At 70.0% G+C, this 24485-nt stretch carries 22 protein-coding genes and 1 riboswitch; of the genes, 10 read left to right on the top strand and 12 right to left on the bottom strand.

Annotated elements, in window-relative coordinates:
- Positions 1-70: 70 nt before the first annotated feature.
- The gene (gene serA / locus ACIBH1_RS16740) at positions 71-1660 is read left to right on the top strand and encodes a phosphoglycerate dehydrogenase (RefSeq protein WP_397314624.1); all 1590 of its coding nucleotides are present in this window, start codon (positions 71-73) and stop codon (positions 1658-1660) included.
- A 429-nt stretch (positions 1661-2089) separates the two neighbouring features.
- On the opposite strand, the gene ACIBH1_RS16735 is transcribed toward serA, so the two are convergent.
- Both ACIBH1_RS16735 and ACIBH1_RS16730 read right to left on the bottom strand, forming a co-directional pair.
- On the bottom strand, positions 2090-2902 hold the full coding sequence (locus tag ACIBH1_RS16735; protein WP_397314623.1) for a class I SAM-dependent methyltransferase: 813 nt from the start codon (positions 2900-2902) through the stop codon (positions 2090-2092).
- A gap of 25 nt (positions 2903-2927) precedes the next feature.
- Positions 2928-3512, bottom strand: coding sequence for a C40 family peptidase (locus ACIBH1_RS16730; protein ID WP_397314622.1), 585 nt, complete (start codon positions 3510-3512; stop codon positions 2928-2930).
- A 12-nt stretch (positions 3513-3524) separates the two neighbouring features.
- A riboswitch (cyclic di-AMP (ydaO/yuaA leader) is annotated at positions 3525-3671 on the bottom strand.
- A gap of 99 nt (positions 3672-3770) precedes the next feature.
- Between ACIBH1_RS16730 and ACIBH1_RS16725 the strand changes: the two genes are divergently transcribed.
- The 4 genes from ACIBH1_RS16725 (at position 3771) to ACIBH1_RS16710 (ending at position 7575) form a co-directional block, all read left to right on the top strand.
- The gene (locus ACIBH1_RS16725) at positions 3771-4802 is read left to right on the top strand and encodes a 3-isopropylmalate dehydrogenase (protein WP_397314621.1); all 1032 of its coding nucleotides are present in this window, start codon (positions 3771-3773) and stop codon (positions 4800-4802) included.
- Between the two features lie 120 nt (positions 4803-4922).
- Positions 4923-6011 (top strand): branched-chain amino acid aminotransferase, encoded by a 1089-nt coding sequence (locus ACIBH1_RS16720; protein ID WP_181612786.1) that lies wholly within the window; start codon positions 4923-4925, stop codon positions 6009-6011.
- Between the two features lie 116 nt (positions 6012-6127).
- A complete protein-coding gene (locus ACIBH1_RS16715) occupies positions 6128-6895 on the top strand; it encodes a hypothetical protein (protein WP_397314620.1) in 768 nt (255 codons plus the stop codon).
- 2 nt (positions 6896-6897) lie between these two features.
- Positions 6898-7575, top strand: a complete 678-nt coding sequence (locus ACIBH1_RS16710; RefSeq protein WP_397314619.1) for a hypothetical protein — start codon at positions 6898-6900, stop codon at positions 7573-7575.
- Here ACIBH1_RS16710 and ACIBH1_RS16705 read toward each other — a convergent pair.
- On the bottom strand, positions 7572-8210 hold the full coding sequence (locus tag ACIBH1_RS16705) for an O-methyltransferase (protein WP_397314618.1): 639 nt from the start codon (positions 8208-8210) through the stop codon (positions 7572-7574). The two genes, ACIBH1_RS16710 and ACIBH1_RS16705, sit on opposite strands and share 4 nt — an antisense overlap.
- A 23-nt stretch (positions 8211-8233) precedes the next feature.
- On the opposite strand from ACIBH1_RS16705, the gene ACIBH1_RS16700 reads away from it, so the two are divergent.
- The 3 genes from ACIBH1_RS16700 (at position 8234) to ACIBH1_RS16690 (ending at position 11399) form a co-directional block, all read left to right on the top strand.
- A complete protein-coding gene (locus tag ACIBH1_RS16700; RefSeq protein ID WP_397314617.1) occupies positions 8234-8893 on the top strand; it encodes a DsbA family protein in 660 nt (219 codons plus the stop codon).
- 161 nt (positions 8894-9054) lie between these two features.
- Positions 9055-10629, top strand: a complete 1575-nt coding sequence (cimA, locus tag ACIBH1_RS16695) for a citramalate synthase (RefSeq protein WP_397314616.1) — start codon at positions 9055-9057, stop codon at positions 10627-10629.
- A 215-nt stretch (positions 10630-10844) separates the two neighbouring features.
- Positions 10845-11399 (top strand): hypothetical protein, encoded by a 555-nt coding sequence (locus ACIBH1_RS16690; protein WP_397314615.1) that lies wholly within the window; start codon positions 10845-10847, stop codon positions 11397-11399.
- Positions 11400-11407: 8 nt separating this feature from the next.
- On the opposite strand, the gene ACIBH1_RS16685 is transcribed toward ACIBH1_RS16690, so the two are convergent.
- Entirely contained in the window at positions 11408-13048 is a 1641-nt protein-coding gene (locus tag ACIBH1_RS16685) for a heparinase II/III family protein (protein ID WP_397314614.1), read from the bottom strand.
- A gap of 156 nt (positions 13049-13204) precedes the next feature.
- Between ACIBH1_RS16685 and ACIBH1_RS16680 the strand changes: the two genes are divergently transcribed.
- A complete protein-coding gene (locus ACIBH1_RS16680) occupies positions 13205-13786 on the top strand; it encodes an HD domain-containing protein (RefSeq protein WP_397314613.1) in 582 nt (193 codons plus the stop codon).
- A 13-nt stretch (positions 13787-13799) separates the two neighbouring features.
- On the opposite strand, the gene ACIBH1_RS16675 is transcribed toward ACIBH1_RS16680, so the two are convergent.
- The 8 genes from ACIBH1_RS16675 to ACIBH1_RS16640 all read right to left on the bottom strand — a co-directional run bounded on the left by ACIBH1_RS16675 (position 13800) and on the right by ACIBH1_RS16640 (position 23590).
- On the bottom strand, positions 13800-14432 hold the full coding sequence (locus ACIBH1_RS16675) for an AMP-binding protein (protein ID WP_397314612.1): 633 nt from the start codon (positions 14430-14432) through the stop codon (positions 13800-13802).
- Between the two features lie 9 nt (positions 14433-14441).
- Complete coding sequence (locus tag ACIBH1_RS16670) at positions 14442-16895, bottom strand: LuxR C-terminal-related transcriptional regulator (protein ID WP_397314611.1); 2454 nt, start codon at positions 16893-16895, stop codon at positions 14442-14444.
- A 34-nt stretch (positions 16896-16929) separates the two neighbouring features.
- On the bottom strand, positions 16930-17535 hold the full coding sequence (locus ACIBH1_RS16665) for a nitroreductase family protein (RefSeq protein ID WP_397314610.1): 606 nt from the start codon (positions 17533-17535) through the stop codon (positions 16930-16932).
- Positions 17535-18746 (bottom strand): amidohydrolase family protein, encoded by a 1212-nt coding sequence (locus ACIBH1_RS16660; protein WP_397314609.1) that lies wholly within the window; start codon positions 18744-18746, stop codon positions 17535-17537. The genes ACIBH1_RS16665 and ACIBH1_RS16660 overlap by 1 nt, the downstream gene beginning before the upstream one ends.
- Positions 18743-19792 (bottom strand): hypothetical protein, encoded by a 1050-nt coding sequence (locus ACIBH1_RS16655; protein ID WP_397314608.1) that lies wholly within the window; start codon positions 19790-19792, stop codon positions 18743-18745. The genes ACIBH1_RS16660 and ACIBH1_RS16655 overlap by 4 nt, the downstream gene beginning before the upstream one ends.
- Positions 19776-20567 (bottom strand): hypothetical protein, encoded by a 792-nt coding sequence (locus tag ACIBH1_RS16650; protein WP_397314607.1) that lies wholly within the window; start codon positions 20565-20567, stop codon positions 19776-19778. Before ACIBH1_RS16650 ends, ACIBH1_RS16655 begins: the two co-directional genes overlap by 17 nt.
- A gap of 22 nt (positions 20568-20589) precedes the next feature.
- On the bottom strand, positions 20590-22032 hold the full coding sequence (locus ACIBH1_RS16645) for an N-acetylmuramoyl-L-alanine amidase (protein ID WP_397314606.1): 1443 nt from the start codon (positions 22030-22032) through the stop codon (positions 20590-20592).
- An 85-nt stretch (positions 22033-22117) separates the two neighbouring features.
- Positions 22118-23590, bottom strand: coding sequence for an N-acetylmuramoyl-L-alanine amidase (locus ACIBH1_RS16640; protein WP_397314605.1), 1473 nt, complete (start codon positions 23588-23590; stop codon positions 22118-22120).
- Between the two features lie 124 nt (positions 23591-23714).
- On the opposite strand from ACIBH1_RS16640, the gene ACIBH1_RS16635 reads away from it, so the two are divergent.
- Positions 23715-24479 carry a fumarylacetoacetate hydrolase family protein gene (locus ACIBH1_RS16635; protein ID WP_397314604.1) on the top strand — a complete coding sequence of 255 codons (765 nt, stop codon included), beginning with the start codon at positions 23715-23717 and terminating at the stop codon, positions 24477-24479.
- The last annotated feature ends 6 nt before the right edge of the window (positions 24480-24485 follow it).

Below are 24485 nucleotides of genomic sequence, written 5' to 3'. Positions count from 1 at the left end.
GACTCTTGGGGATCCCACGGGGGCCCGTCGAAGTGCCCCTGATCACGCCCGCCCTTAAGGATCCGCACCTGTGAACAAGCCCGTCGTCCTGGTCGCAGAGGAGCTGTCGGAGGCCGGTCTCGCCGTCCTCGGCGCGGACTTCGAAGTCCGCCACACCGATGGCGCCGACCGCTCCCAGCTCCTGCCCGCTCTCGCCGACGTTGACGCGCTCATCGTCCGCTCCGCCACGCAGGTGGACGCCGAGGCCATCGCGGCCGCGCCGAAGCTGCGCGTCGTGGCCCGCGCGGGCGTCGGTCTCGACAACGTCGACGTCGAGGCCGCCACCAAGGCCGGTGTGATGGTCGTCAACGCGCCGACCTCCAACATCACCAGCGCCGCCGAGCAGACCATCGCGCTCATCCTGGCCAGCGCCCGCAACACCGCCCAGGCCCACGCGGCCCTGAAGAACGGCGAGTGGAAGCGCTCCAAGTACACCGGTGTCGAGCTCGACGAGAAGGTCGTCGCCATCCTCGGCCTCGGCAAGATCGGCCAGCTGGTCGCCCAGCGCCTGCAGCCGTTCGGCGTCGAGCTGATCGCCTACGACCCCTACCTGCCGCCGGCCCGCGCCGCGCAGATGGGCGTGCGCCTGGTCAGCCTCGACGAGGCCATCAAGACCGCCGACTTCATCACCGTGCACCTGCCCAAGTCGAAGGAGACCCTGGGCCTGCTCGGCGACAAGGAGCTGCACGAGGTCAAGCCGAGCGTGCGCATCATCAACGTCGCCCGCGGCGGCATCGTCGACGAGAACGCGCTCTACTCCGCGATCAAGGAGGGCCGCGTCGCCGGCGCCGGGCTCGACGTGTTCTCCAAGGAGCCGATGACCGAGCACCCGCTCTTCGAGCTCGACCAGGTCGTCGTCACCCCGCACCTGGGCGCCTCCACCCACGAGGCCCAGGAGAAGGCCGGCACCCAGGTCGCGCGCAGCGTCAAGCTCGCCCTCGCCGGCGAGTTCGTGCCCGACGCCGTCAACGTCCAGGGCGGCGCCGTCGCCGAGGACGTCAAGCCGGGCCTGCCGCTCGCCGAGAAGCTGGGCCGCGTCTTCACCGCCCTGGCCGGCGAGAGCGCGACCAAGCTCGACATCGAGGTGCGCGGCGAGATCGCCACGCAGGACGTGCGCGTGGTCGAGCTGGCCGCCCTCAAAGGCGTCTTCGCCGACGTGATCGAGGAGCAGGTCACCTACGTCAACGCCCCGCTCATCGCCAAGGAGCGCGGCCTGACCGTCGAGCTGGTCACCAGCGAGGAGAGCCCCGACTGGCGCAACGTCATCACGGTGCGCGGCGTCCTGGCCGACGGCCGCCAGGTCTCGGTCTCGGGCACGCTGTCCGGTCCCCGGCAGATCACCAAGATCGTCGAGGTCAACGGCTACCAGATGGAGATCGAGCCGACCGACCACCTGGCCTTCTTCGCCTACGCCGACCGTCCCGGCATCGTCGGCGTGGTCGGCCGCATCCTCGGCGACCACTCCATCAACATCGCCTCGATGCAGGTGTCGCGCGACACCAAGGGCGGCCAGGCGCTCATCGCGCTCACCGTCGACTCGGCCCTCCCGGCCGAGGTACTCGACCAGATCGTGAGCGAGATCGGCGCCGAGAGCGGACGCTCGGTCGACCTGGCCGACTAGCCCGTTCCCTGGTACGGCCGGCGTCTCGTCACGAGGCGCCGGCCGTTTTGTTGTCTCAGGATATGAGATAGTAGGACGTCCTACGAGACAACCGGGTTATCCTGACGGGGATGCGCCAGGTACTCGTACTTATTACCTGCCGCGGCGAGGCCTGTTAGGGCAGGTCGACGACTCGCCGCGGCGAGTGGCGCGTGTCGGCCGTTAAGTCCCCCTCCCGGACGTCCGTGACCCGGACCGAGGGACCCAGGCCCGGTTTGGATTCGCGACCGGAGTCCGACATTTCCCAGCCAACGCCCGCGAAGCGAGACGAGTCACTTCATGTACGAGATGTATTCCTGGAACGCGCCAGAAGAGACCGAGAACGAGGCGGTCGAGGCCGTCCAGCTGTCACTGGACCGCCGCGACAACGGCGGCCGCCCCAGCGAGTGACTAGAACGCCAGCCGGTACATGACGGCCATGCGCCGCATGAACGGCAACATCCTGGCCACCCCCACCAACGCCCGGTAGCGCACCCCCACCCGGTCGTAACCTCCGATGTCGAAGGCGCTCACCGCGTCGAGGCAGCGCAGCCGGGGGTGGACGGAGGTCAGCTCGGCCGCACCGTCCACACCCCAGTGCAGCGTCGCCCCGGCGACCTGGACGGGCTTGTTCATCCTCTGCATCCTGATGCCGCGACGGCTGAAGGCGTCGAAGACGAACTGCCCGCCGGGGAAGTGCTCCACGATGCGGCGGAACAGCTCGCGGCCCTCCTCCTCGCGCAGATACATGGTCAGGCCCTCGGCCACCACGAGCACCGGCAGGTCTCCCGGCACCTGGTCGAGCCAGCCGGGAGGGGTGACCGACGCCGCGACGAGCTCGTAGCCGGGACGATCGGCCGGGTAGAGCTTGCGCCGGAGGTCGATGACGTCGGGATAGTCGACGTCGTACCAGCGCACGCCGGAGCCGGGGTCGACGCGGAAGACGCGCGTGTCCATGCCGCAGCCCAGGTGCAGCACGGTGCACGAGGGATGCGCGGCGAGGAACTCGCGCGTCCAGCCGTCGAAGTGGAGGCTGCGCAGCGCGACAGTGGCGGCGTCGCCGGGCTTCATGCCGACCTGGGAGAAATCGTGGTCGATCTTCCTGACCGCGTCGAGCGCCATGGTGTCGTGCAGGATCGAGCGGGGGGAGCCGGCGTCGACGGCCTTGCCGTACAGGGTGGCCAGCATGGTGGCCTGCGCGCCGGTCAGCCGGATCTTCTCCATGCCACCACGATAGATCGGGAAGGGCTCACAGGCTCGCGGTGAGCATCGCGGGTGCGGGGGCCCGCCTCTGCTTGAGCTGGGCCGCCCAGATCGTGACGCCCTTGGGGTCGGGCCGCACCGCGCCCACGAACGCCTGGCGGCGCCAGCCGCTGAGCCTCTCCTCCTTGACCACGTCGCCCGAGTGCGGCGCGTGCACCATGTAGCCGGGCCGGCTGATCATGCCGACGTGCCCGAGCCCGGAGAAGAAGACCAGGTCGCCGGGCTTGAGGTCGTCCCAGGAGATCTTGCGGTCGAAGGCTGAGTACTGCTCGGCCGCGGTGCGCGGCAGTTCGATGCCGGCGTTCTCGTAGGCTCGCAGCATCAGCCCCGAGCAGTCGTAGCCGCTGCCGGAGGCGCCGCCCCACACGTACGGCGTGCCGCGCTCGGCCATGGCGAAGGTCAGGGCCTTCTTCCAGGCGGGCGGCTTGAGGGCCTTGTCGCGGATCTCCTTGATCCCGGCGCCGTCAAGCGTGAGGGTGACGGGCTTCTCGGGGGCGGAGGCGGAGGCGGGGGAGGCGGTGAGCACGAGCGCGAGTCCGAGGGGAGCGGACACGAGCATGGCGAGGCGCAAGGAGGACAGGGGATTGACCTTCCACGGGGCCGGCCGGGTTAGCTGACGGGCTCGGACCTGGAAGCGCGGCCCTACGGCGGAAACCGCCGATTCGCCCCGGGGGAACGTGGGTCCCCGGCTCCGCCACGGACGGCGCGGCGGATTAGGCAGGTCAGGACTCTAACGAAATGGTCAAAAGGGCGCAAATCAGACATTTACCTGTGTCCGAATCCTGAGATGTGTGTTCGTACGGCGAGACAGGCCGGTAAAGTGCTGCGCATGACACGTTTGGCAGTGATCCCCGGAGACGGCATCGGCACCGAAGTCGTGGCCGAGGGGCTGAAGGTCCTGGAGGCCGTGGGCGTCAAGTTCGACACCCACCACTACGACCTCGGCGCCGCGCGCTACCACCGCACCGGCGAGACCCTGCCCGACTCCGTGCTCGAGGAGCTGCGCGGCTTCGACGCCATCCTGCTCGGCGCCGTCGGCGACCCCAGCGTGCCCCCGGGCATCCTGGAGCGCGACCTGCTGCTCAAGCTGCGCTTCGAGCTCGACCACTACGTCAACCTGCGCCCGGTCAAGCTCTTCCCCGGCGTGAAGACCCCCATCGCCGACGCGGGGCCCGAAGACATCGACATGGTCGTGGTGCGCGAGGGCACCGAGTCGCTCTACGCGGGCGCCGGAGGCGTGCTGCGCAAGGGCACCCCGCACGAGGTCGCCACCCAGGAGTCGCTCAACACCGCCTTCGGCGTCGAGCGCGTCGTGCGCTACGCCTTCGACAGGGCCCAGTCGCGCCCGCGCAAGCACCTCACCCTGGTCCACAAGACCAACGTGCTCACCTTCGCCGGCGACCTGTGGGCCCGCACGGTCAAGCGCGTCGCCGCCGACTACCCCGAGGTCACCACCGACTACCAGCACGTCGACGCCGCGTCGATGTTCTTCGTGACCCACCCCGCGCGCTTCGACGTGATCGTCACCGACAACCTGTTCGGCGACATCATCACCGACATCGGCGCCGCCATCGCCGGCGGCATCGGCCTGGCCGCCAGCGGCAACGTCAACCCCGACCGCACCGCGCCGAGCATGTTCGAGCCGGTCCACGGCAGCGCCCCCGACATCGCCGGCCAGGGCAAGGCCGACCCGACCGCCACGATCCTGTCGGTCGCCATGCTCCTCGACCACCTCGGCCACGCCGCCGAGGCGGTCCGCGTCGAGCAGGCCGTCGCCGCCGACATCCTCGCCCGCACCCCTGGCCGCAGCACCGGCCGGATCGGCGACGACATCGCGACCCGAGTAGCCGGCGGCGCCTAGCCGCACGGCTGGGCGCCCTCCGCGCTCGGCCACCCCCGAATGCCCGGTGGCTGGACAGCTGCCGGGTATTTCTTTTTACGTCCTAGTATTGGTCACGCAGTCGTTCATGAAGGGAATCCCATGACTCAGCTCAGCTTCGATGTGCAGCTCTCCGACCACGCGCGCACCGATGCGGAGCGCGAGCAGGTACTTTCCAGTCCCGGGTTCGGGCAGCACTTCACCGATCACATGATCTCGATCGACTACACCGAAGAGCTCGGCTGGCACAACGCGCGGCTCATGCCGTACGGCCCGCTGACCCTCGACCCGGCCACCTCGGTCTTCCACTACGGCCAGGAGCTCTTCGAGGGCCTCAAGGCCTACCGCCAGGTCAACGGCTCGATCGTGACGTTCAGGCCCTACGCCAACGCCGCCCGCTTCAACCTGTCGTGCCAGCGCATGGCCATGCCCGAGCTGCCCGAGGAGACCTTCGTCGAGGCGCTGGAGCTGCTCGTCCAGACCGACCGCGACTGGGTGCCCACCACCGAGGGCCACAGCCTCTACCTGCGGCCGTTCATCATCGCCACCCAGGTCGGGCTGGGCGTGAACTACCCCTCGCGCAGCTACAAGTTCATGGTGATCGCCTCGCCGGCGGCCTCCTACTTCACCGGCGGGCTCAAGCCGGTGTCGGTGTGGCTGTCCACGGAGTACACCCGCGCCGCCCCCGGCGGCACCGGCGCCGCCAAGTGCGGCGGCAACTACGCGGGCGCGTTCGTCGCCACCCGCCAGGCCGTCGAGCAGGGCTGCGACCAGGTGGTCTGGCTCGACTCGCACGAGCACCGCTACGTCGAGGAGATGGGCGGGATGAACCTGTTCTTCGTCTACGGCGACAAGCTGCTCACGCCCGCCCTCACCGGCACCCTGCTGCCCGGCATCACCCGCGACTCGATCCTCACCCTCGCCGCCGAGCTCGGCCTCGAGCCCGTCGAGGGACGGCTGTCCATCGAGGAGTGGCAGGCCGGCTGCGAGTCGGGCGAGCTCGGCGAGGTCTTCGCCTGCGGCACCGCCGCGGTCGTGACGCCGGTCGGTTTCGTCAAGGGCGCCGACCGCGCCTGGACCATCGGCGACGGCACCCCCGGCCCGGTGACCATGCGCGTGCGCGAGGAACTCGTGGGCATTCAGTACGGCGGCCGCCCCGACCACCACGGGTGGATTCACAAGATCGGCTGACATCGGGCGTGGCCGCGGCGAACACGCGCGCGCCCACGCCGTCGATGACACCCATGACTACCTATGGTGATGTTAATGTCTCTCTCCGTAGTTGATGCCGAGAGACTGGTAGGGTCATGGCCGGATATCTTCTCGCCGGAGCGAGCGCCATCGCACTGGTGATCATCGCCAGCGTGTTGGTAAGGAAGCTGCGCAGCGCGTCCGACGACGGCGACCCAGCCGGTCCCACCGTCTCGCACGCCGGGTCGATGATCTCGGCCCTGTTCCTCATCGCGTTCGCCATCGCGATCGTGGTGCCGTGGACGACCGCCGACGCGGCCAGGCTCAACACCTACGCCGAGACCCAGGCCATCGCCGAGGCGTCGTGGTCGGCGGCCGAACTGCCCGCCGCCTCGGTCGCCACGATCCAGGTCGGCCTGCACGACTACGCCAGGTTCGTCAAGGACGCCGAGTGGCCGCTCATGGCGGAGGGCAAGCTCAGCCCGGAAGGCTGGTCGCGCCTGGAAGACCTGCGCAAGGGCGTCGTCGACCTGCAGGTCAAGGGCACCGACGAGGAGGAGGCGCAGGCCTCGGTCCTGCAGCACATCAGCGAGATCTCCGCCACCCGCAGGCAGCGCGCGATGGACGCGGCCGCAACCCCGCCGCCGAGCCTGCTCGGCGTCACCGTGGCCACCGGGCTGGCCGTGCTGGTGCTGCCGCTGCTGGGCGGGGCCAGGCCGCGCGGGATGGCGCTGCTGCCGCTCGCGCTCATGGCGGTCCTGCTGGGCATGGGCGTCTACCTGACCATGGACATCTCGCGCGTCTTCGACGGGGCGCTGGCGGTCACGCCTGACGCCTTCTCGGGGCTGCTCTCCGAGCTCCAGCGCATCTCCTGGAGCGCCTGACCATGCGGCTGGCGCTTGCCGTACTGGCCATCATGATGGCAGCGGGCGCCTCGGCCGCGGGGGCGGTCGCCGAGCCGGAGCCCCGCGGCCGGATCGTCGCGATGGCGGCCCACCCCTCGGGCGCCCCCGAGGTCCCCGACGAGGCTGAGGACGCCGACGACCCGGAGGTGGAGTCCGGCGGGCACGGCGAGGGCGATGGCGTCCATGACGGGCACGGTAAGGGCGGCGGCGTCGTGGTCGGGCCGGTCGACATCGAGCTCTGCGTGAACGTCGGCGGGCTGGTGTCGGTCAACCTCGGCTGCGGGTGCCCGGCGGAGTGCGCTCCGCCGCCCAAGCCGAAGCCGAGCCCCAAGCCCACCTACAGCCCCGCCCCGCCGCCGCCCACACCCAGTCCGGAACCGACCCCCGAGCCGACGCCGACGCCCACACCGACACCGACGCCGACCCAGTCGCCCAGGCGGGTGCAGCCGGCGCCGATCGTCGTGCCGCCGTCGGCTCCCGAGAGACCCGACAGGCCGAAGAAGACCCCGCGAGCGGTGGTGGCGCCCGTCCCCGAGCGCAAGCCGCTGCGGATCGCCGCGGCGCCGCCCAAACGCCGCAATCCGCTGGGCACCGTGGTGGTGGTCGTGGTGCTGGTCTCCGCCATCTCCACGGCGACGGCCATCGCGTTCGCGCGCTAGTTCTTCCTGATCAGCGTCACGCCGTCGCGGATCGGCATGATCGTCGTGGTCACCCGGGGATCGTTGATCACGAGCTCGTTGAACTCGCGCATCTCCTGGACATAACCCTCTGTGCGGGCGGGATCGGCCACGGTCCCGCCCCGCAGCGTGTTGTCGGCCAGGATCAGCCCGCCCGGCTCCATGCGCTCCATGACGAGCTCGTAGTAGGCGGGGTAGTTCGTCTTGTCCGCGTCGATGAAGGCGAGCTGGATCGGGCCCTCCACCTCGCGCAGCGTCTCGGTGGCCGGGCCCAGCGTGAGCGTGATCTTCTCGGCCAGCCCGGCCTTCTCCCAGTAGCGGCGGGCGACGGAGGTCCACTCGTCGCTCACGTCGAAGCAGTGCAGGCGCCCGTGGGTGAGCCCGCGCGCGATGCACAACGAGGAGTAGCCGGTGAACGTGCCGACCTCGACCGCCAGCGTGGGATTGACCAGCTGGGTGAGCATCGTCAGGAATCGTCCCTGGTCCGCTGAGATCTGCATGCCCGCCGCGTCACCTGTCAGACGGCGAGTCTCTTCTGCGAGCTGAGTGAACAATTCGTCGGAACGTGTCGTGTGGTCCAGAATGTACTGCTCGACAGCGGGATCGATGTAGCTCATGCCTGCCAGCTTAAGGAGTGCCGATGATCAAGCGTGTGGCCGTGGTCGTGGTCGCCATCGCCGTGATGGCCGCCACCGTGTTCTGGGCCGGCGGCGACAAGGCGTCCGACCAGGCACAGGCCCAGACGCCGATCACGCGGCAGGCAGACGGTTCGCTGGTGCTGGCCCTGCCCGGGGTGACGCAGCCGGTGCTCGACCTGTACGAAGACTTCGACTGCCCGATCTGCAGGGAGCTGCACGGCAAGGTGAACCCCACCCTGCTGAAGCTGGCCGCGCAGGGCCGCCTCAAGGTCGTCTTCCACCCCGTGACGATCTTCGTGGACGAGCCGATGCGCTCCAACTCCATCCGCGCCGCGGCCGCCGCCCGCTGCGTCCCGGCCGAAAGCTGGCTGGCCTACCGCGAGCAGCTGTACGGCATGCAGCCGGAACCGCACGGCACCGCCAGCGGATTCACCCTCGACGAGCTCGTCGCGGCGGGGGAGAAGGCAGGCGTGCGCGTGACCGGATTCGACGCCTGCGTGCGCGGCCAGGAACGGGCGGCAGGCCACCTCAAGGACAACCCGCAACTCGAAGGCACGCCCACCGTGCTGCTCAACGGCCAGATGCTCGGCGACCTCGCCTTCGACCCCAACGCCCTGGAGCAGGTGGTGGCGCAGTTCGGCGGCACGTATCTCGAATCCTGAGATCCATGTGCCAGATGTTGAATGCCTGTGGCAGACTCGGTTTCACCATGTTCTACGGTCTGCTCATTATCGGCAGGCGCGCTGGCTGACAAAGGACACCGCCAGCGCGCAGACCTCTCACGTCCGTGAGGGGTCTTTTTCTTTGCTTCAGGAGACTTCAGATGGCCGACGACCGCTTCCACGTCTACGACACCACGCTGCGAGACGGCGCCCAGCAGGAGGGGCTCAACCTCACTGTCGCCGACAAACTCGCCATCGCGCGGCACCTGGACGGGCTCGGCGTCGGCTTCATCGAAGGGGGCTGGCCGGGCGCCAACCCCAAGGACACAGAATTCTTCAGGCGTGCTCAAACAGAGCTGGACCTGAAGCACGCGCAACTCGCCGCGTTCGGTGCGACCCGCCGAGCCGGTGTGAAGGCAGCCGACGACCCGTTGGTGGCCGCCTTGCGCGAATCCGGCGCGCCGGTCGTGACCCTTGTCGCCAAGAGTCACGACCGGCACGTGGAGCTGGCCCTCCGTACGACTCTCCAGGAGAACCTCGCGATGATCCGCGACACGGTTTCTCACCTTCGTGCGGAGGGACAGCGAGTCTTCCTCGATGCCGAGCACTTCTTCGACGGCTACAAGTCCAACCCAGCCTACGCGCTCGAGGTCATCCTGGCCGCCGCCGAAGCCGGAGCCGACGTCATCGCCCTGTGCGACACCAACGGCGGCATGCTCCCCGACGAGCTCGCCGACGTCGTTCACGCCGCCGCCGGCACCAGCGCCCGCATCGGCATCCACTGCCACGACGACACCGGCTGCGCCGTCGCCAACACCCTCGCCGCCGTCAAGGCCGGCGCCACCCACGTCCAGGGCTGCGCCAACGGGTACGGCGAGCGATCCGGCAACGCCAACCTCTTCACCGTCGTCGCCAACCTGCAACTCAAGCGCGGCTTCGACCTCCTGCCCGCTGCCGCGCTGGCCGACATGACCCGCATCGCCCACGCGATCACCGAGGTCACCAACGTCACCCCCAACTCCCACGCCCCCTACGTCGGCATGTCCGCCTTCGCCCACAAGGCCGGCCTGCACGCCAGCGCCATCAAGGTCGACCCCAACCTCTACCAGCACATCGACCCGGCCCTCGTCGGCAACGACATGCGCATGCTCGTCTCCGACATGGCCGGGCGGGCATCGGTCGAGCTGAAGGGCCGCGAACTCGGCTACGAACTCACCCCCGAGACCACCAAGGAACTCGTCGACCGGGTCAAGGACCTCGAATCCCGCGGCTACACCTTCGAGGCCGCCGACGCCTCCTTCGAACTCCTCCTGCGCGACACCGTCCATGGGGAGCGCCGCCGCCACTTCGACGTCGAGTCGTGGCGCGTCATCGTCGAACGCACCAAGGGCGGCGAACTCGTCTCCGAGGCCACCGTCAAGCTGCACGCCAAGGGCGAACGCATCGTCGCCACCGGCGAGGGCAACGGCCCCGTCAACGCCCTCGACCGCGCCGTACGGCTCGCGCTGGAGAAGCTCTACCCGGAGCTGGCCAAGGTCGAGCTGGTGGACTTCAAGGTGCGCATCCTCGAAGGCACCCACGGCACCGACGCCATCACGCGGGTCCTCGTCACCTCAAGCGACGAGACGAGCGAGTGGGACACGGTGGGGGTGGCCGAGAACATCATCGAGGCGTCCTGGCAGGCGCTGGAGCAGGCCGTCACATACGGGCTCCTGCGAGCGGGCCGCGAAGCCTGACCAGCACGGGCCTCCCATGGCGGGCGCTTCGCGCCTAGCGGGGTCGGGCTCCCCTCATTGGGGGGCCCAGCCCCCCAAGACCCCCAGCCGGGGGCCTGCCGGCCCCCGGACCCCCGGTCGCCGCCGTGGTTGGAGCGGGTGGGGGCATGGCGCGCCAGAGCTCGTGATGATACGGCGAGCGCCTGGACTCTCCCACGTGGGGAGACTCCATCCTGGTGATCACCCACCTGACGATCCCCTGGAGTGGCATGCCTCCCCGCCTCACCCACCATGACCCCGTCACCTGCCTCAACGTCACCGGCGTCGGCGAGCCCGGCGGTGCCGAGCACCGCTCGGCCATCGGCGCCTTGTACGCCGTGGCCTCTGCCATGGGCTGCCCCTATGGGCCGCTGGAGGGCCGGTGGTGGGTGGAGGACACCTCCCTGCCCCCGCTGGAGGTGCCGCGCGATCAGTGGCGGTGGCATCTGCTGCTTGCGCTGCCCGGCGTGCCCGAGCCGGGTGTGGCCGAGGCGGCGCGTGAGCAGGCGCGTGCGGTCAGCGCGGCGGTCGACCGTGTGCTGGTGGTCACCTTCGCCGAGGGCGAGTGCGTGGAGTTGCTCCACGAGGGCCCCTACAGCGAGGAGAAGGCGTCGCTCGACGTGATGGAGGCGTTCATGGCCGAGCGCGGTCTGGTGCCGCATGGGCTGCACCATGAGATCTACCTGACCGATTTCGCCGCTCCCGAGCCCAGGACGATGCTCAGGCAGCCGGTGGCACACCTCTCCAGCTGACCTCGGCCTCAGATCAGCCCCGCCGAAAAGCTCACGGCCCCCTCCGCCGTGTGAACCGTGACCTTGCCGCCCGCACACGACACCTTGGGGTCCTCCACCCCGGGCACCACGATGGTCAGCACGTCCGCCGCGGCCGGTGAGACGACGACGGTGGCGGGCTTCTTGGACAGGTAGGTGGGCGACACCCAGCCGAGCTTGCCTCCGCGCTCCACCTTCTGCCCCGTCAGCGGCCGGCAGCTCGACGACAGCTGCACGAGCGCCACCTTGAACTTCCCGTCGCCGAGCACGACCACGCCGCCCTTGTTCGACACGAGGGTGAGCGAGTCGGCGAAGCGCCAGATGTTGCGCACCTTCTTGCCGCCAGCGCTGTCGCGCACCGCCATGACGTCTTCGCCGTGGTTGACCAGCACCTTGCGGGTGCGGCTGACGCCGTACGCCTGGTCGGTGAGCTCGTAGGACTGGCGGTCCTTGTCGAGGGAGCTGTCGACGAGGCGCGAGGCCGTACGGGGGCGGAAGCGTGCGCCGACGACGGTGGGCACGTTGTGGGCCTCGTGCGACATCGTCCAGTAGCGGTACTTGCTGCGCTCGTAGGAGTGGAAGCCGGTGTCGACGAGGATGTCGCGGCCCTGGGCGTAGTAGGTGACGCCCAGGTGGTCCTCGTGGCCGTGGTACTTCATGCCGGGGCCGAAGCGGATGCTGTAGTAGGCCGAGTCGGGCTTGCCCCATTCGGTGCGTCCGTAGGCGTAGCCGGACCTGTAGACCTTGACCTCCTGGGCGGGGGTGCCGGTCTCCATCTTCGGCTCGGTCTCGGCGCTGCCGTCGCCCAGGGGGGCCATGTAGCCGTTGGGCTGGGTGGAGTGGGCGATGAAGTCCTTGAGCGACTCTGCCCTGCCGGCGATGTCGCCGGGCACCTTGATGCCGCATTCGCGCATGTTGGTCATGGCGACCTGGAGCCTGCCGTACACGTAGACGGCGTAGCGCGGTGCCTGCTCGCGCAGCGCGCCCTGGGAGTCGACGTCGAGCTTGACGGTCTCGGTGAGCCGCCGGACGGCGAGCTTGGACCAGTCGGTGCGCTTGTAGCGGCAGCCGATCGCCATCAGGGCGATGTCCTGGTCGATGCCGTGGTTGTGGCCCTTCTTGTACAGCGAGGGCGTCGACAGCAGCTTGGCGTGGGCGCTGAGGCTGTCCTTGAGCCACGGGTCGTCGACGTGCATGCTCAGGCAGACCAGGGCCTGGGTGCGCAGGGAGACCGGGTGGTCCTTCCAGACGTACGGCCGGCTGGCGCCGGGCTTGTTGTTGCGCCACCAGTCGGCGGTGATCTCCTTGGCGCGCTCCAGGAACTTGTCGTCGCCGGAGTTCTCGTAGGCGACGACGAGCGTGCCCATCCAGCGCAGGGAGTGGAAGACGTACTCCCAGGAGCGGTTCTTGTACGGCGAGGCGTCCCAGTTGATCTTCTTGCCGAGCTTGACGGGCGGCAGGCCGACCAGGGAGACCTCGCCCTTCATCACGTCGTCGGCGGTGGGGGTGCCGGGGATCCAGTCGCCCTGGCACTGGGCCGTGCGCTTGACCGGTTTGTCCGCGGCGTGGGCGCCCCCGGTGAGCCCGGTGAGGGCAAGGAGAACGGCGGCAGGCACGACGAGGGGACGCACGTGAGGTCCTTCCGGAACGGGGGCGGCGCAACATGTTTTCCGGTTCGTCAGTTATTGGTCAAGTTGAGTACCAGATCGTTATTGCTGGCCGGATTCTGTCGATTGGTGACGCTCCGGCCACTCGCGCCCGAGCGGCGCAGACGGCACCCTGGCTCCATGAACTTTCCTGACTCCGCCGCCTGCCGCACCGCCCTCGAAGTGGCCACCGAGTTCCAGACGCCGTCGCTGCTCAACCACTCGATCAGGGCCTACCTCTGGGCCGCCGACCACGCGGGACGGCACGGCATCGCCTTCGACGACGAGCTGCTGTTCGTCTCGGCGATGCTGCACGACATCGGGCTGGCTTCGGCCTTCGACAACGTGTCGGTGCCGTTCGAGGACGCGGGCGGGCACGTGGCGTGGGTGTTCGGCGCGGGCGCCGGGTGGCCGGTGGAGCGGCGCAGGCGGGCCGCCGAGGTGATCGTGCGCCACATGTGGGACACCGTGGACGTGACCGAGGACCCGGAGGGACACCTGCTGGAGTTGTCGACCGCCATGGACATCTCGGGACGGCAGACCGACGAGATCCCGGCCGAGGTGCGCCGCGAGGTGCTGGCCGCCTACCCGAGGCTCGACCTGGTGACGGAGTTCGCCGCCTGCTTCGTCGCGCAGGGCGAGCGCAAGCCGGACTCGCTCGCGGCGCGGTTCGTCAAGGGCGGGCTGGCGGGCAAGCTGGCGGCCAACCCGCTCAACTCCTGAGCGACACCGCCGCTCAACCCCCGACGGCCATGACCGGCACGAGGTCGCCGAGCCGGTCCACCAGGTGCCTGCGCCCGGCCACGAGCGTCACGCCGTGGCAGCCCACGAGCTCCCTGCACGCCTCGGGGGACGGCTCGCGGGCGGTGACGACCAGGGCTCCGGCGTCGAACGCCAGGTCGAAGGCGCCCAGATCGGGCGCGGTGACCAGGACCACCCCGTTCACCCCGCCCGGCTCCGGCTCCGGACCGGGCGGGCACGGCAACGGCATCGCGCCGCTGACGGGGGAGAAGGAGTAGACCTGCCTGATGCTCGCCTCCTGGGCGAGTTCGTCCGCGTGGGCCAGGTCGGTGATCATGATGCGGGCACGCGCGGCCGCCAGCCGTACGCCCAGGCCGGGGCCCTCCTCGAAGGGGAGGGCATGCCCGCCCGCGACGGTCACGGCGTGGGCCGCGATCGGGAAGCGGCAGCCCACCGGCAGGACGACGGCCACCGGGTCCCCTGGCATCAGGCCGCGTCTCACGAGGAGTTCGGCGGAGTGCGTGGCGCGCAGCGCGAGCGCGGCGTAGCTCAGGGACGCTCCCGTCTCCGCCTCGACCACCGCCCTGCGGGGGCCGAGCGCGAGCGCCCGTTCCAGCGTCCTAGCCATGACTCCACGCTAGGAGCGCGGCTCCCGGCCCGCATGGCCAGGACTGTGTAGGCCGATGTGTAGTTCCGCTCCCCAGGCGGCGACCTGGGAACGGGAGCTGAAGTTGAGCTTCGTCAGGATGTTGGCGACGTGGCGCGCGGCGGTCGCCGGGCTGATGAACAGCTCCTCCGCGATGGCCTTGTTGGACATGCCGCGGCAGATCAGCGCGACGATCTCGCGCTCGCGCGCGGTGAGCACGGTGGTCGCGCCGCCCGCCGGTCTGGCGGCGCGGGCCGGGCGCACACCCTCGAGGCCGTAGCGCACGGCCTCCTCCTCGCTCATCGCGCTCCCCACCGCCCACCACTGGTTGACCAGCCCGTCGCCCAGCCTGGCCCGCGCCCTGGCCAGCAGCGGCTCGGGGGAGGCGGAGGTGAAGGTGAACAGGCCCAGCCGCTGCTCCAGGGCCTTGGCGGCGCTCCACAGGCGGACGGCGGGCTCCAGGTCCTCCTGCTCCTCGGCCAGGACGGCCAGCGCCATGAGCGCCGAGGCGACGGGCAGGTGCTGCCCCATGGCCTGGCTCAGCCGCACGCATTCGCGGATCCGGTCTCTGGCGTCCTCGCCCTGGTCCTGGCGGGCCAGGATCAGCCCCAGCAGGCCCAGGGCCAGCGCCAGGAGCGGCTGCGAACCCGCCTCCCCGGCCAGGGCGATGGCCCGGTCGAGCTGGCGCCGGGCGAAGCCGAGCTCGCCGAGGGCGTCGCCGAGCCGTCCCAGCTCCAGCCCGGCCCTGGCGGCGCCGTACAGCTGGCCGCTCTCCAGGTAGCAGTCGATGGCGCCCTCGCCGCCGGCCAGGGCCTGCCTTCGGTGGCCTTCCAGGCCGGCCACCGAAGCCAGGATCATCCTGGCGCCGGCCTCCAGGTATCCGGAGCCGCCCGGCCCGATCACCTCCAGGGCCTCCTGCGCGTGGGCGCGGGCCATCGCGAGCTCGCCGCGGAAGACGGCCTGCATCGCCGAGATGTCGAGGGCGAAGCCGAGCAGGGCGGGCGATCCGGCCGCGCGGCAGAGCTCCAGGCCGCGGGCGACGGAGCGTTCGGCCGCGGCGGAGTCGTGCTGCTCGAAGACGAGCGCCGAGTGGCAGACCAGCGCGTCGCCGACGAGCTCGGGCGGCTCGCCCTCGCAGCGCTCCAGGAAGGTCTCCAGCCAGCCCCGGCCCTCGGCGAAGGAGCCGGTGATCATCCAGGCCGGCATGTAGGCGCAGGCCAGGCGGAGCCCGGGGGCGATCTGGCCGGACGCGGCGGCCCAGGCCATGGCCTGCCGGGCGTTGTCGGCCAGGCGCAGCAGCAGGTCGCGCGCGACAGCCCGCTCGGCCCAGGTCCGGTCGTCGGCCAGCCACATGTCGTGGCCGTGGCGGGCGGCAAGCCCGGCCAGGCCGTCCAGCAGCCGGTCGGCCATGGCGACGCTCTCGCCCGCCTGCTCCAGCCGGTCGGCGGCGAACTGCCGGGTCGACTCCAGCAGCCGGTAGCAGGCGTCGCCCTGGTCGAACAGCACCAGCGACTTCTCGACCAGGAGGCCGAGCAGGTCGAGCACCTGGAAGGGCGGCAGGTCGGCGCCCGCGCAGACCAGCTCGGCCAGGTCGAGGGTGAACGGGCCGCCGAAGGCCGACAGGCGGCGGAAGAGCACCTGCTCGGCCGGGGACAGCAGCGCGTGGCTCCAGTCGATGGTCGCCAGCAGGGTGCGCTGCCGGGCGGGCGTCGTGCGGGAGGCGGTGGTCAGCAGGCGGAAGCGGTCGCCGATGCGCTGGGCGATCTGGCCGGGCGACAGCACGCTGGTGCGCGCGGCGGCCAGCTCCAGCGCCAGCGGCAGGCCGTCGAGGTCGCGGCAGAGCCGCTCGATGTCGGGGGCGTTGTCGGCCGTCAGCGCCAGGCCGGATCCGGCCGCGCGGGCACGTTGCAGGAACAGCTCGACCGACTCGGCCTGCTCGATCGGCTGGCCGGGCAGCGGGACGGCCAGCGGGGGAACCCGCCACACCAGCTCGCCGGGGATCTTCAACGGCTCGCGGCTGGTGGTCACCACCCGCAGCTCGGGACAGGCGGCAAGGAGCGACCCGGCCAGCTCCGCGCAGGACTCCACGAGGTGCTCGCAGTTGTCGAGCACCAGCAGCAGCCGCCTGCCGTACAGGAAGTCGCGCAGGGAGTCGAGCAGCGGCCGCCCGCCCTCCTCACGCAGGCCGAGCGTGCCGACGACCTCGTGCAGCACCAGGTCGGTGCGGGTGAGCTTGGCCAGCTCGACCAGCCACACGCCGTCGGGGAAGTGTTCGACCACACGGGTGGCCAGCTGGAGGGCGCAGCGGGTCTTGCCGATGCCGCCGATGCCGCTCAGGGTGAGCAGCCTGGTTTCGTGCACCAGGCGGCTCAACTCGTCGAGATCTCTGCTCCGGCCGACGAACTGGTTGGGCTCGGCCGGGATGTTGTGCCTGCGCGGGCTCACTCTGGCCAGTGTGACACGCCCGGACCGGCCTCGCTCAGTGGTTGCCCCATGACCCTCGGTGCACGACGGTCTCGACGGGCTTCCTGCCGCGCTTCAGCGACGGCGAGGGGCGGTCCTGGGCGCGGTAGCCGATGCTGATCACGCCGATGGCGGTGTAGGTGTCGGGGACGCCGAAGGCGGACTTGAACTTCCTGGTGTTCTCGCCCGGCGGGATGCCGAAGAAGCAGGCGCCCAGCCCTTCGTCGACCGCGGTCAGCAGCATGAGCAGGGAGGCGAAGCCGGTGTCGATGTCCCAGTACGGCACGGGCCAGCGGTTTTCGTCCTTGTCCTCCCAGCCCTTGTCGGAATCGGCGTAGCGGTCGAGATAGGCCTGCTTGTGGGAGAGCGGGATGATCAGCAGGGGAGCGTTCATCAGGCCCTGCAGCCACGGGTCGTCGCCGCGGTCCTTGACGGCGGCCTTCCAGAAGGTCTGGATGTCGTCGCCCTCGAGCGTCAGGAAGGCCCAGCCCTGGCTGAAGCCCGCCGACGGCGCGTGCAGGGCGTTGCTCAGAATGCGTTCGCGGATCTCCGGCGGCACCGGCCGATCGGGGTCGTAGTTGCGCACCATCCGGCGCTTGTCGACGACGTCCTGGAATTCCATCAGGCCCCCTTCACCTTGCGCCCAGCCTTCCACACGCCGGTCACATTTCCAGGCTCCGCCAGCACCGAGATGTCGGCGAGCGGGTCGGCCGACAGGGTGATCAGGTCGGCGTCGTGGCCCTCGGCCAGCACGCCGCTGCGCGGAGCCTGGCGGCCCAGGGTCAGCGGGCCGTTGGCGGTGGCGGCCTTGATCGCCTCCAGCGGGGAGAGCCCGCAGGCCGTCAGGTGCGCAAGCTCGCGCCCGTTGCGGCCCCACGAGTTGGGCCGCTCGGAGCCGCTGACGAAGATGTCGGTGCCCATCGCGAGCGTGACGCCCTTCTGGTGGGCGAGCGCGATGGCGTCGGCGTGGATCTCGGCGATCGCCTTGAGCTTGTCCATGTACATCGGCGGCAGCGAGCCGTCGGTGATCAGCTCGTCGATGATGGTCCTGGTGGCGACCAGGACCGCGTCCTTCTCGCGCATCAGCTCGCACACCTCCTCGTCGAGGTAGGTGCCGTGTTCGATGGTCTTAACGCCGGCCTCCAGCGCGGCGATCATGCCGGGCTTGCCGTGGCAGTGCGCGGCCACGCTGCGGTCGGCCATCGCGGCCACCTCGACGATCGCCCGCATCTCGGCGTCGGTGAACTGCTGGTGGATCGGGTGGTCCACGTCGGACAGCACGCCGCCGGAGGCGCAGATCTTGATCACCTTGGCGTTGCGCCGCAGCTGGTCGCGCACCGCCCGCATGCACTCGTCGGCCCCGTCGGCCATGCGCAGCTCGCCGCCGTGGTGGCTGTAGTCGACGACCCAGTCGTACGGCAGGCCGTGCAGGTCGCCGTGGCCGCCGGTGGCCGACAGGATGGCGCCCGCCGCGTAGATGGACGGCCCCTCGACCGTGCCGTCCTCGACCGCGGGCGCGAGGTAGATGCCCAGCCCGCCGACCTCGCGGATGGAGGTGACGCCCGCGTCGAGCGCCGCCCTCAGGTCGGGCACGCACCTGGCGGCCCTGGTGGGGATCGGGACGGTCGCCACCTTGCTCGGCTCCAGATCGGTGAGGCCGAACAGGTGGCTGTGGCAGTCCCACATGCCTGGCATGACGACGGGGACGTGCAGGTCGGACTCGCCTTGGGCGGGCCCGGCATAGGTGATCACGCCGCCTTCGATCACCACCGTGCCGTGCCGTACGGGCTCGCCGTCGCCTGGAATGAGCAGATCAGCCGAAATGCGTGTCATGCGGGGAATCTAGTACGGCGGAGCCCCGCGAACACCAGGGCGGCGACGAGCCCCGCCAGCCAGCCGATGGCGATGCCGTAGGTGGCGCCGTCGAAGACGGAGTAGCCGTTCCAGGTGCTGAGGCCCGAGCCCTTCTGCACGAGCAGCGAGACCCAGGAGTGGAGCGCCCCCAAGGCGGAGGTGACCAGGAACGCGCAGATCCAGCCCAGGACGAACACGCCGGGGAAGGAGCGTCGGGAGCCGCGCAGGGCGAGCCCGAGCAGGGCGGTCAGCAGAATGAGGGTCAGCAGTGCCATGGCGAAGGTCGCCAGCACGTCCGCCGTCGTCAGGCTGTCGTCGAAGTAGTCCGGAGTGAGCGGCTTGGGGAAGTCGAGCAGCCAGATCGGCCAGGCCGATTCCACCCGAAGGGGGAGGAGCCCGCCGACCACCATGAGCGCGGCCGGCAGGGACGCGCAGAGTGCCGCCGCACCGAACGCGCGACCGGTGTGCCTGGGCGCGGGCGGTCCGTCGGAGACGCGGGTGCGATGGTAGGCGACGAGCGCGGCCAACCCGCCGAGCCAGCCGAAGAGCAGCGTCCAGCCGTTGGCGTGCGCGCTGAAGAGCGCACTCCAATCGGCCGGCTCCAGTCCCGGCCAGTACCCACTGCCTATGGCGCCCCGGTAAAACACGGCGGCCGCCAGGAGCGCGACCATCGTCGCCCCCCAACCGAGCAGGAAGGCGGCCAGTTTGCCGTGCCGTACCGGCACCACCCTGCGCAGGCCGACGACCAGGCCGTAGACGACCGCGCCCGCGGCGGCGTAGGCGAGCACGGTCCAGACCAGCACGAGCGGTGGAGGGACCTCGGTTCTCGACAGGGGGAAGACGGTGATCCCGTAGATCGTGTTGAAGAAAGAGGTGTAGTCGACGCGTTCCCAATCGGGCCGGAAGAAGGCGGCGCGGCCCACGCTGACCAGCACCATCACGCCGACCACGGTGAGCGCGGCGGCCAGCGCGATCCGGCGGGCACGGCCCAGCGTGACGTGGGCGTGGTCAGCGTTCACAAGCATCGGAGATCCTCGCCAGGGCGTCGTTGTATTCGGTCGAGGGGGATAACAGGTCACTTGAGACGTCGGCCCTCGCGGCGTCCTCCAATGCCCCGCGCAGGGGGGCGTCGTCCGTCTCCTGCGCGAGCTGCCGGAGCCTGGCGGCGCCTTGGTCGTCGATGGGATAAATGCGCCGCGTCTCCTCGCCGACCGCCCAGCAGATCTCGCCGTCGGGCCAGAGCGCGGGATGGGTCGCCCCCGCCGCCGCGGCGAAGAGCGCGATGACGGCCGAGACGATCAGCAGGGCCCGCTTGGGCCGGTAGGGCTCCACGGCGGTGGCGCCTTTGGCGTAGGCCAGGACCGACTCCAGGCCTTCGGCGTCGTCGATCCGGTCAGTGAGGGCGTAGTCCACCAGGCGCGGCCCGTTGGCGCTGAGGATGACGTTCGACGGCCGCAGGTCGCCGTGGGCGATCCCCGCCTGGTGCAGGGCGTCCAGGGCCTCGTGCAGGCACGAGCTCAGCTCGCCGAGGTAGCCGCCGACCGGGCCGTGCTGCTGGAGCGTGGGCCCCTCCAGGTAGGCGGTGGCCACCCAGGGCCGCTCGGCGTCGAGGTCGGCGTCGAGGATGGGGGCGAGGTGGCGGGAGGAGACGGCGCGGGCCTCGGTCAGCCAGGCGCGCAGTCCCACGGTGTATTCAGGCGTGAGGTACTTGAGCGCCACCAGCTGCCCGGAAGCGGACTGGGCGAGGAAGGTCTCTCCCTCGCCCAGTCGCCTGATGACGGTGTATTGAGCTGTCTCCACGCCGGGAGACTAGCGATGAGGGCTATTGCTTCGTTATGCGCACGGCGTCGGCGATCACGTAGCCCGTTCCGCTGGTCCAGCGGCTGACGCCGACGATGTTCTGGTCGCCCGCGTTGAGGGTGAAGGTGCCGATGCTCTGCCAGCTTCCGCCACCGGTGCGCTGGTTCACCCGGACCGACTGGTTACCGCCCGAGGCGGCCACGATGTACGGGGTGGAGTCGTTGTAGCCCGCGTCGGCCGGGTACCAGACGTCCACGCGGTAGGCGCCCGCGCTGGGGATGTTGGCGCGGAACCAGGCCGGGTCGCTGACCGCCTCGGGGTTGGCGAAGCGGTAGTTCGCGCCGTACTTCTGGGCCGAGTAGGTCGAGGTGCCCCAGTTGGCCGAGGCGGTGGGGCTGTCGGCGATGGTGGACCAGGTCGAGGTGCTGCCGGTCACCAGCTCCATGTACTTGGACCAGTTCCAGTACTGGCCTGGGTCGGTGTGGGTGGCGCCGGGAACCTCGTTGTGGCCGATGATGTACGAGCGGGTCTTCGGGATGCCGTACCGCTCGCACATGGCCTTGGTCAGCGCCGCGGAGGCGCGGTACATGGCGTCGGTGAACCACGAGGCGTTGTTGACGAAGCCCTCGTGCTCGATGCCGATCGAACGCTGGTTGTAGGTCCAGTTGCCCGCGTGCCAGCCGATGTCCTTGTTGCGGACCATCTGGGTGACGTCGCCGTCGGAGGAGCGGATGACGTAGTGCGCGGAGACCTGGGCGCTGGGGTTCTGGAACCACGAGATCGAGCCCGCGTAGGAGCCCTGGGTCACGTGGATGATGATGCGGTCGATCGCGTTGGAGGTCGGGCGGTTGGCGACCGTGTAGTTGCTGGAGCTGGCGGCCACCCAGTGGGCGGGGCCGTAGTCGGTGCTGAGGATCTCGGCGAAGCTGCGGGCCCGGTCGTGCTTGCCGCGCTGGGGCTGCACCGGGCTGGCGGCGACGGAGACGTCGGGGGTGGACAGGCCCTTGTTGAGCACCTCGTAGACCGCGTCGCCGTAGATGCGGGCGACCTCGGGGCTGGCGACGTTGCCGTACTGGACGACCGCCTCGTACCAGGCGGCGGGGTCCTTGCGGTCGATGTCGCCGGCGAGCGAGCCGAGGACGGCGGCGGCGCCGAGGATGTTGGCGGCGGTGTCGGTCTTGAGCTGGTCGGCGCTGAGGCCGGTCAGCTCGGCGGCCTTCTCCAGGTTCTTGGTGGAGGGGTTGCTGACCAGGTGCATGACCCCGTAGCCGCCGCTGGCGCTGGGCTCTCCGCCGTGCCCGTCGAGATGGGTTTCGGCGTAGCCCAGCGCCACCAGCAGGTCACGCGGCACGTCGTAGGTCTGCGCGGCCTTGTCGAAGGCGTCCGACAGGGGGCTCGTGGCGGCCTGGGCCGGGGCGGCCACGAACAGCGCGAGGACGAGGGAGACGGAGGCAACTAATCGCATGTCAACTCCTTTGGGGGGTTGACCGCACCATACGATCATCTGTCGATAATTGCCAAGGCCCATTTGTCAGATGAAACTTTTCGTCCTATGACACCCTGGTCACCCTGATGGCGTCGGCGACCACGTAGCCGGGCGTGGTGGTCCACCGGCTCACGCCGACCACCTTCTGGGTGCCCGCGGTGAAGGTGAAGGTGCCCAGGTGCTGCCACGAGCCTCCCGCGACGGTCTGGTTGATCTCGATCGTGTTCCCCTTGACCAGATGGGGCGCCACGGTGTTGTAGCCCTTGTTCGCCGGGTACCAGACGTCGATCTTGTACTTGCCGTCGGTGGGCAGCTTGGCGGTGAACCAGGCGGCGTCGGCCGTCTTGGCGGGCTTGGCGAACCTGTACGTCTTGCCGTACTTCTGGCCGGAGAAGTCGGAGGTGCCCCAGTTGGTGCTCCCGGACGGCGTGTCGATCACCGCGCTCCAGGCGCCCGGGGGCTTGGGCTTGGGGTTCGGCTTGGGGTTGCCCGGGTCGGGCGTGCTGGTGCCGTTGACCAGCTGCATGTAGCGGTTCCAGTTCCAGTGAGGTCCAGGGTCGGTGTGGTCGGCGCCCGGCACCTCCTTGTGGGCGATGATGTGCTTGCGGTCCCTCGGGATGCGGTACTTGTCGCACAGGGCCCTGGTCAGCGCGGCCGAGGCGCGATACATGGCGTCGGTGAACCACGAGGCGTTGTTGACGAAGCCCTCGTGCTCGATGCCGATCGAGCGGCGGTTGTAGGAGCTGTTTCCGGCATGCCAGCCGATGTCCTTGTGGCGGACCATCTGCGTGATGTCGCCGTCCTTGGAACGCACCACGTAGTGCGCCGAGACGCGCGAGCGCGGGTTCTGGAACCACGAGATCGCGCCCGCGTAGGAGCCCTGCGTGACGTGGATGACGACACGGTCGACGCTGGTGCGGTTGGCGGCGGTGTAGTTGCTCGCGCTGGCCGCGATCCAGTGCGCCGCGGGGTAGTCGGCGCTGATCACCTGGGCGAAGCTGCGGGCGTTCTCCAGCTCGCCGCGCTGGGGCTGCACCGGGCTGGGCGTGATGGAGACCTCGGGAGTGGTCAGGCCCTTGTTGAGCACCTCGTAGACCGCGTCGGTGTAGAGGCGGGCGACGGTGTCGGAGGCGGCGCCAGAGTAGGCGGCGACCGCCGGGTACCAGGCGGCCAGGTCCTTGCGGTTGATCTGGCCTGCCAGGGAGGCCAGGACGGCCGAGCCGCCCAGGATGTTCGCGGCGGTGTCGGTCTTGACCCGATCGGCGCTCTCCCCGGTGAGCTGTGCGGCCTTCTCCAGGGGGCCGGGGCTGACCAGGTGCATCATGCCGTACCCGCCGCTGGCGCTGGGCTGGCCCTCGTGGGCGTCCAGGCGCGACTCGGCGTAGGCGATGGCGACCAGGAGGTCGGCCGGGACGTCGAACGCGGCGGCGGCCTTGGTGAAGGCGTCGCTCAGAGGGCTCGTCGCGGCCTGGGCAGGCGCTGGGAGGTGGGCGAGCAGCAGCAGCGAGACTGCAGCCGCCAGCCGGGCGGTCCGCATGGGGTGATCTCCTCAGTCAACGGGTAACAACGCGTGCAGGCTACGGAGCAGCATGTTGAAATATCGCCCCATGTGACGATTGAGGTATGACCGCTTGACACCAAAGCCCCGATAGCCTTGACGGGTGCGTATCGCAAGGTTCTCCACAGGTGAGGGTGTCTCTTTCGGCGTCGTCGAGGATGAGTTCATCTCGACGGTCGCCGGTCACCCGTTCAACCAGATCCAGTTCACCGGGGAGCGCTTCCCGCTGGCCGAGGTGCGGCTGGTCGCGCCCATGCTGCCCAGCAAGGTCGTGGCGATCGGCCGCAACTACGCCGAGCACGCCGCCGAACTGGGCAACGAGGTGCCGGAAGAGCCCCTGATCTTCATGAAGCCGTCGACCTCCGTGATCGGTCCCGGCGAGTCGATCGCCTACCCGACCTCGCTGTCGCAGCGGGTCGACTTCGAGGGCGAGCTCGCCGTGGTCATCGGCCGCCTGTGCCGCGAGGTCCCGGCCGAGCGGGTCAAGGACGTCATCTTCGGCTACGCCTGCGCCAACGACGTGACCGCGCGCGACCTCCAGAAAAAGGACGTGCAATTCACCCGCGCCAAGGGGTTCGATACGTTCTGTCCGATCGGCCCGTGGATCGAGACGGATCTCGACCCGTCCGACCTGGCCCTGACCACCACGGTCAACGGAGACGTACGGCAGAGCGGACGCACCAGCCAGCTCATCCACGACATCCCCGCGCTGGTCTCCTACGTCAGCGCGGTCATGACGCTGATCCCCGGCGATGTCATCCTGACCGGCACCCCCGCGGGCGTGGGCCCGATGGAGGTCGGCGACGAGGTCAGCGTGGGCATCGAGGGCATCGGCACTTTGACGAACAAGGTGGTCTCCCGTGATTAGGGTCCG

Origin of the sequence: Nonomuraea sp. NPDC050663 (genome assembly GCF_044456985.1) — a bacterium.
Taxonomy (GTDB): domain Bacteria; phylum Actinomycetota; class Actinomycetes; order Streptosporangiales; family Streptosporangiaceae; genus Nonomuraea.
Note: the sequence above shows the minus strand (reverse complement) of the source record. Positions and strands in the feature narration are given on the sequence as shown.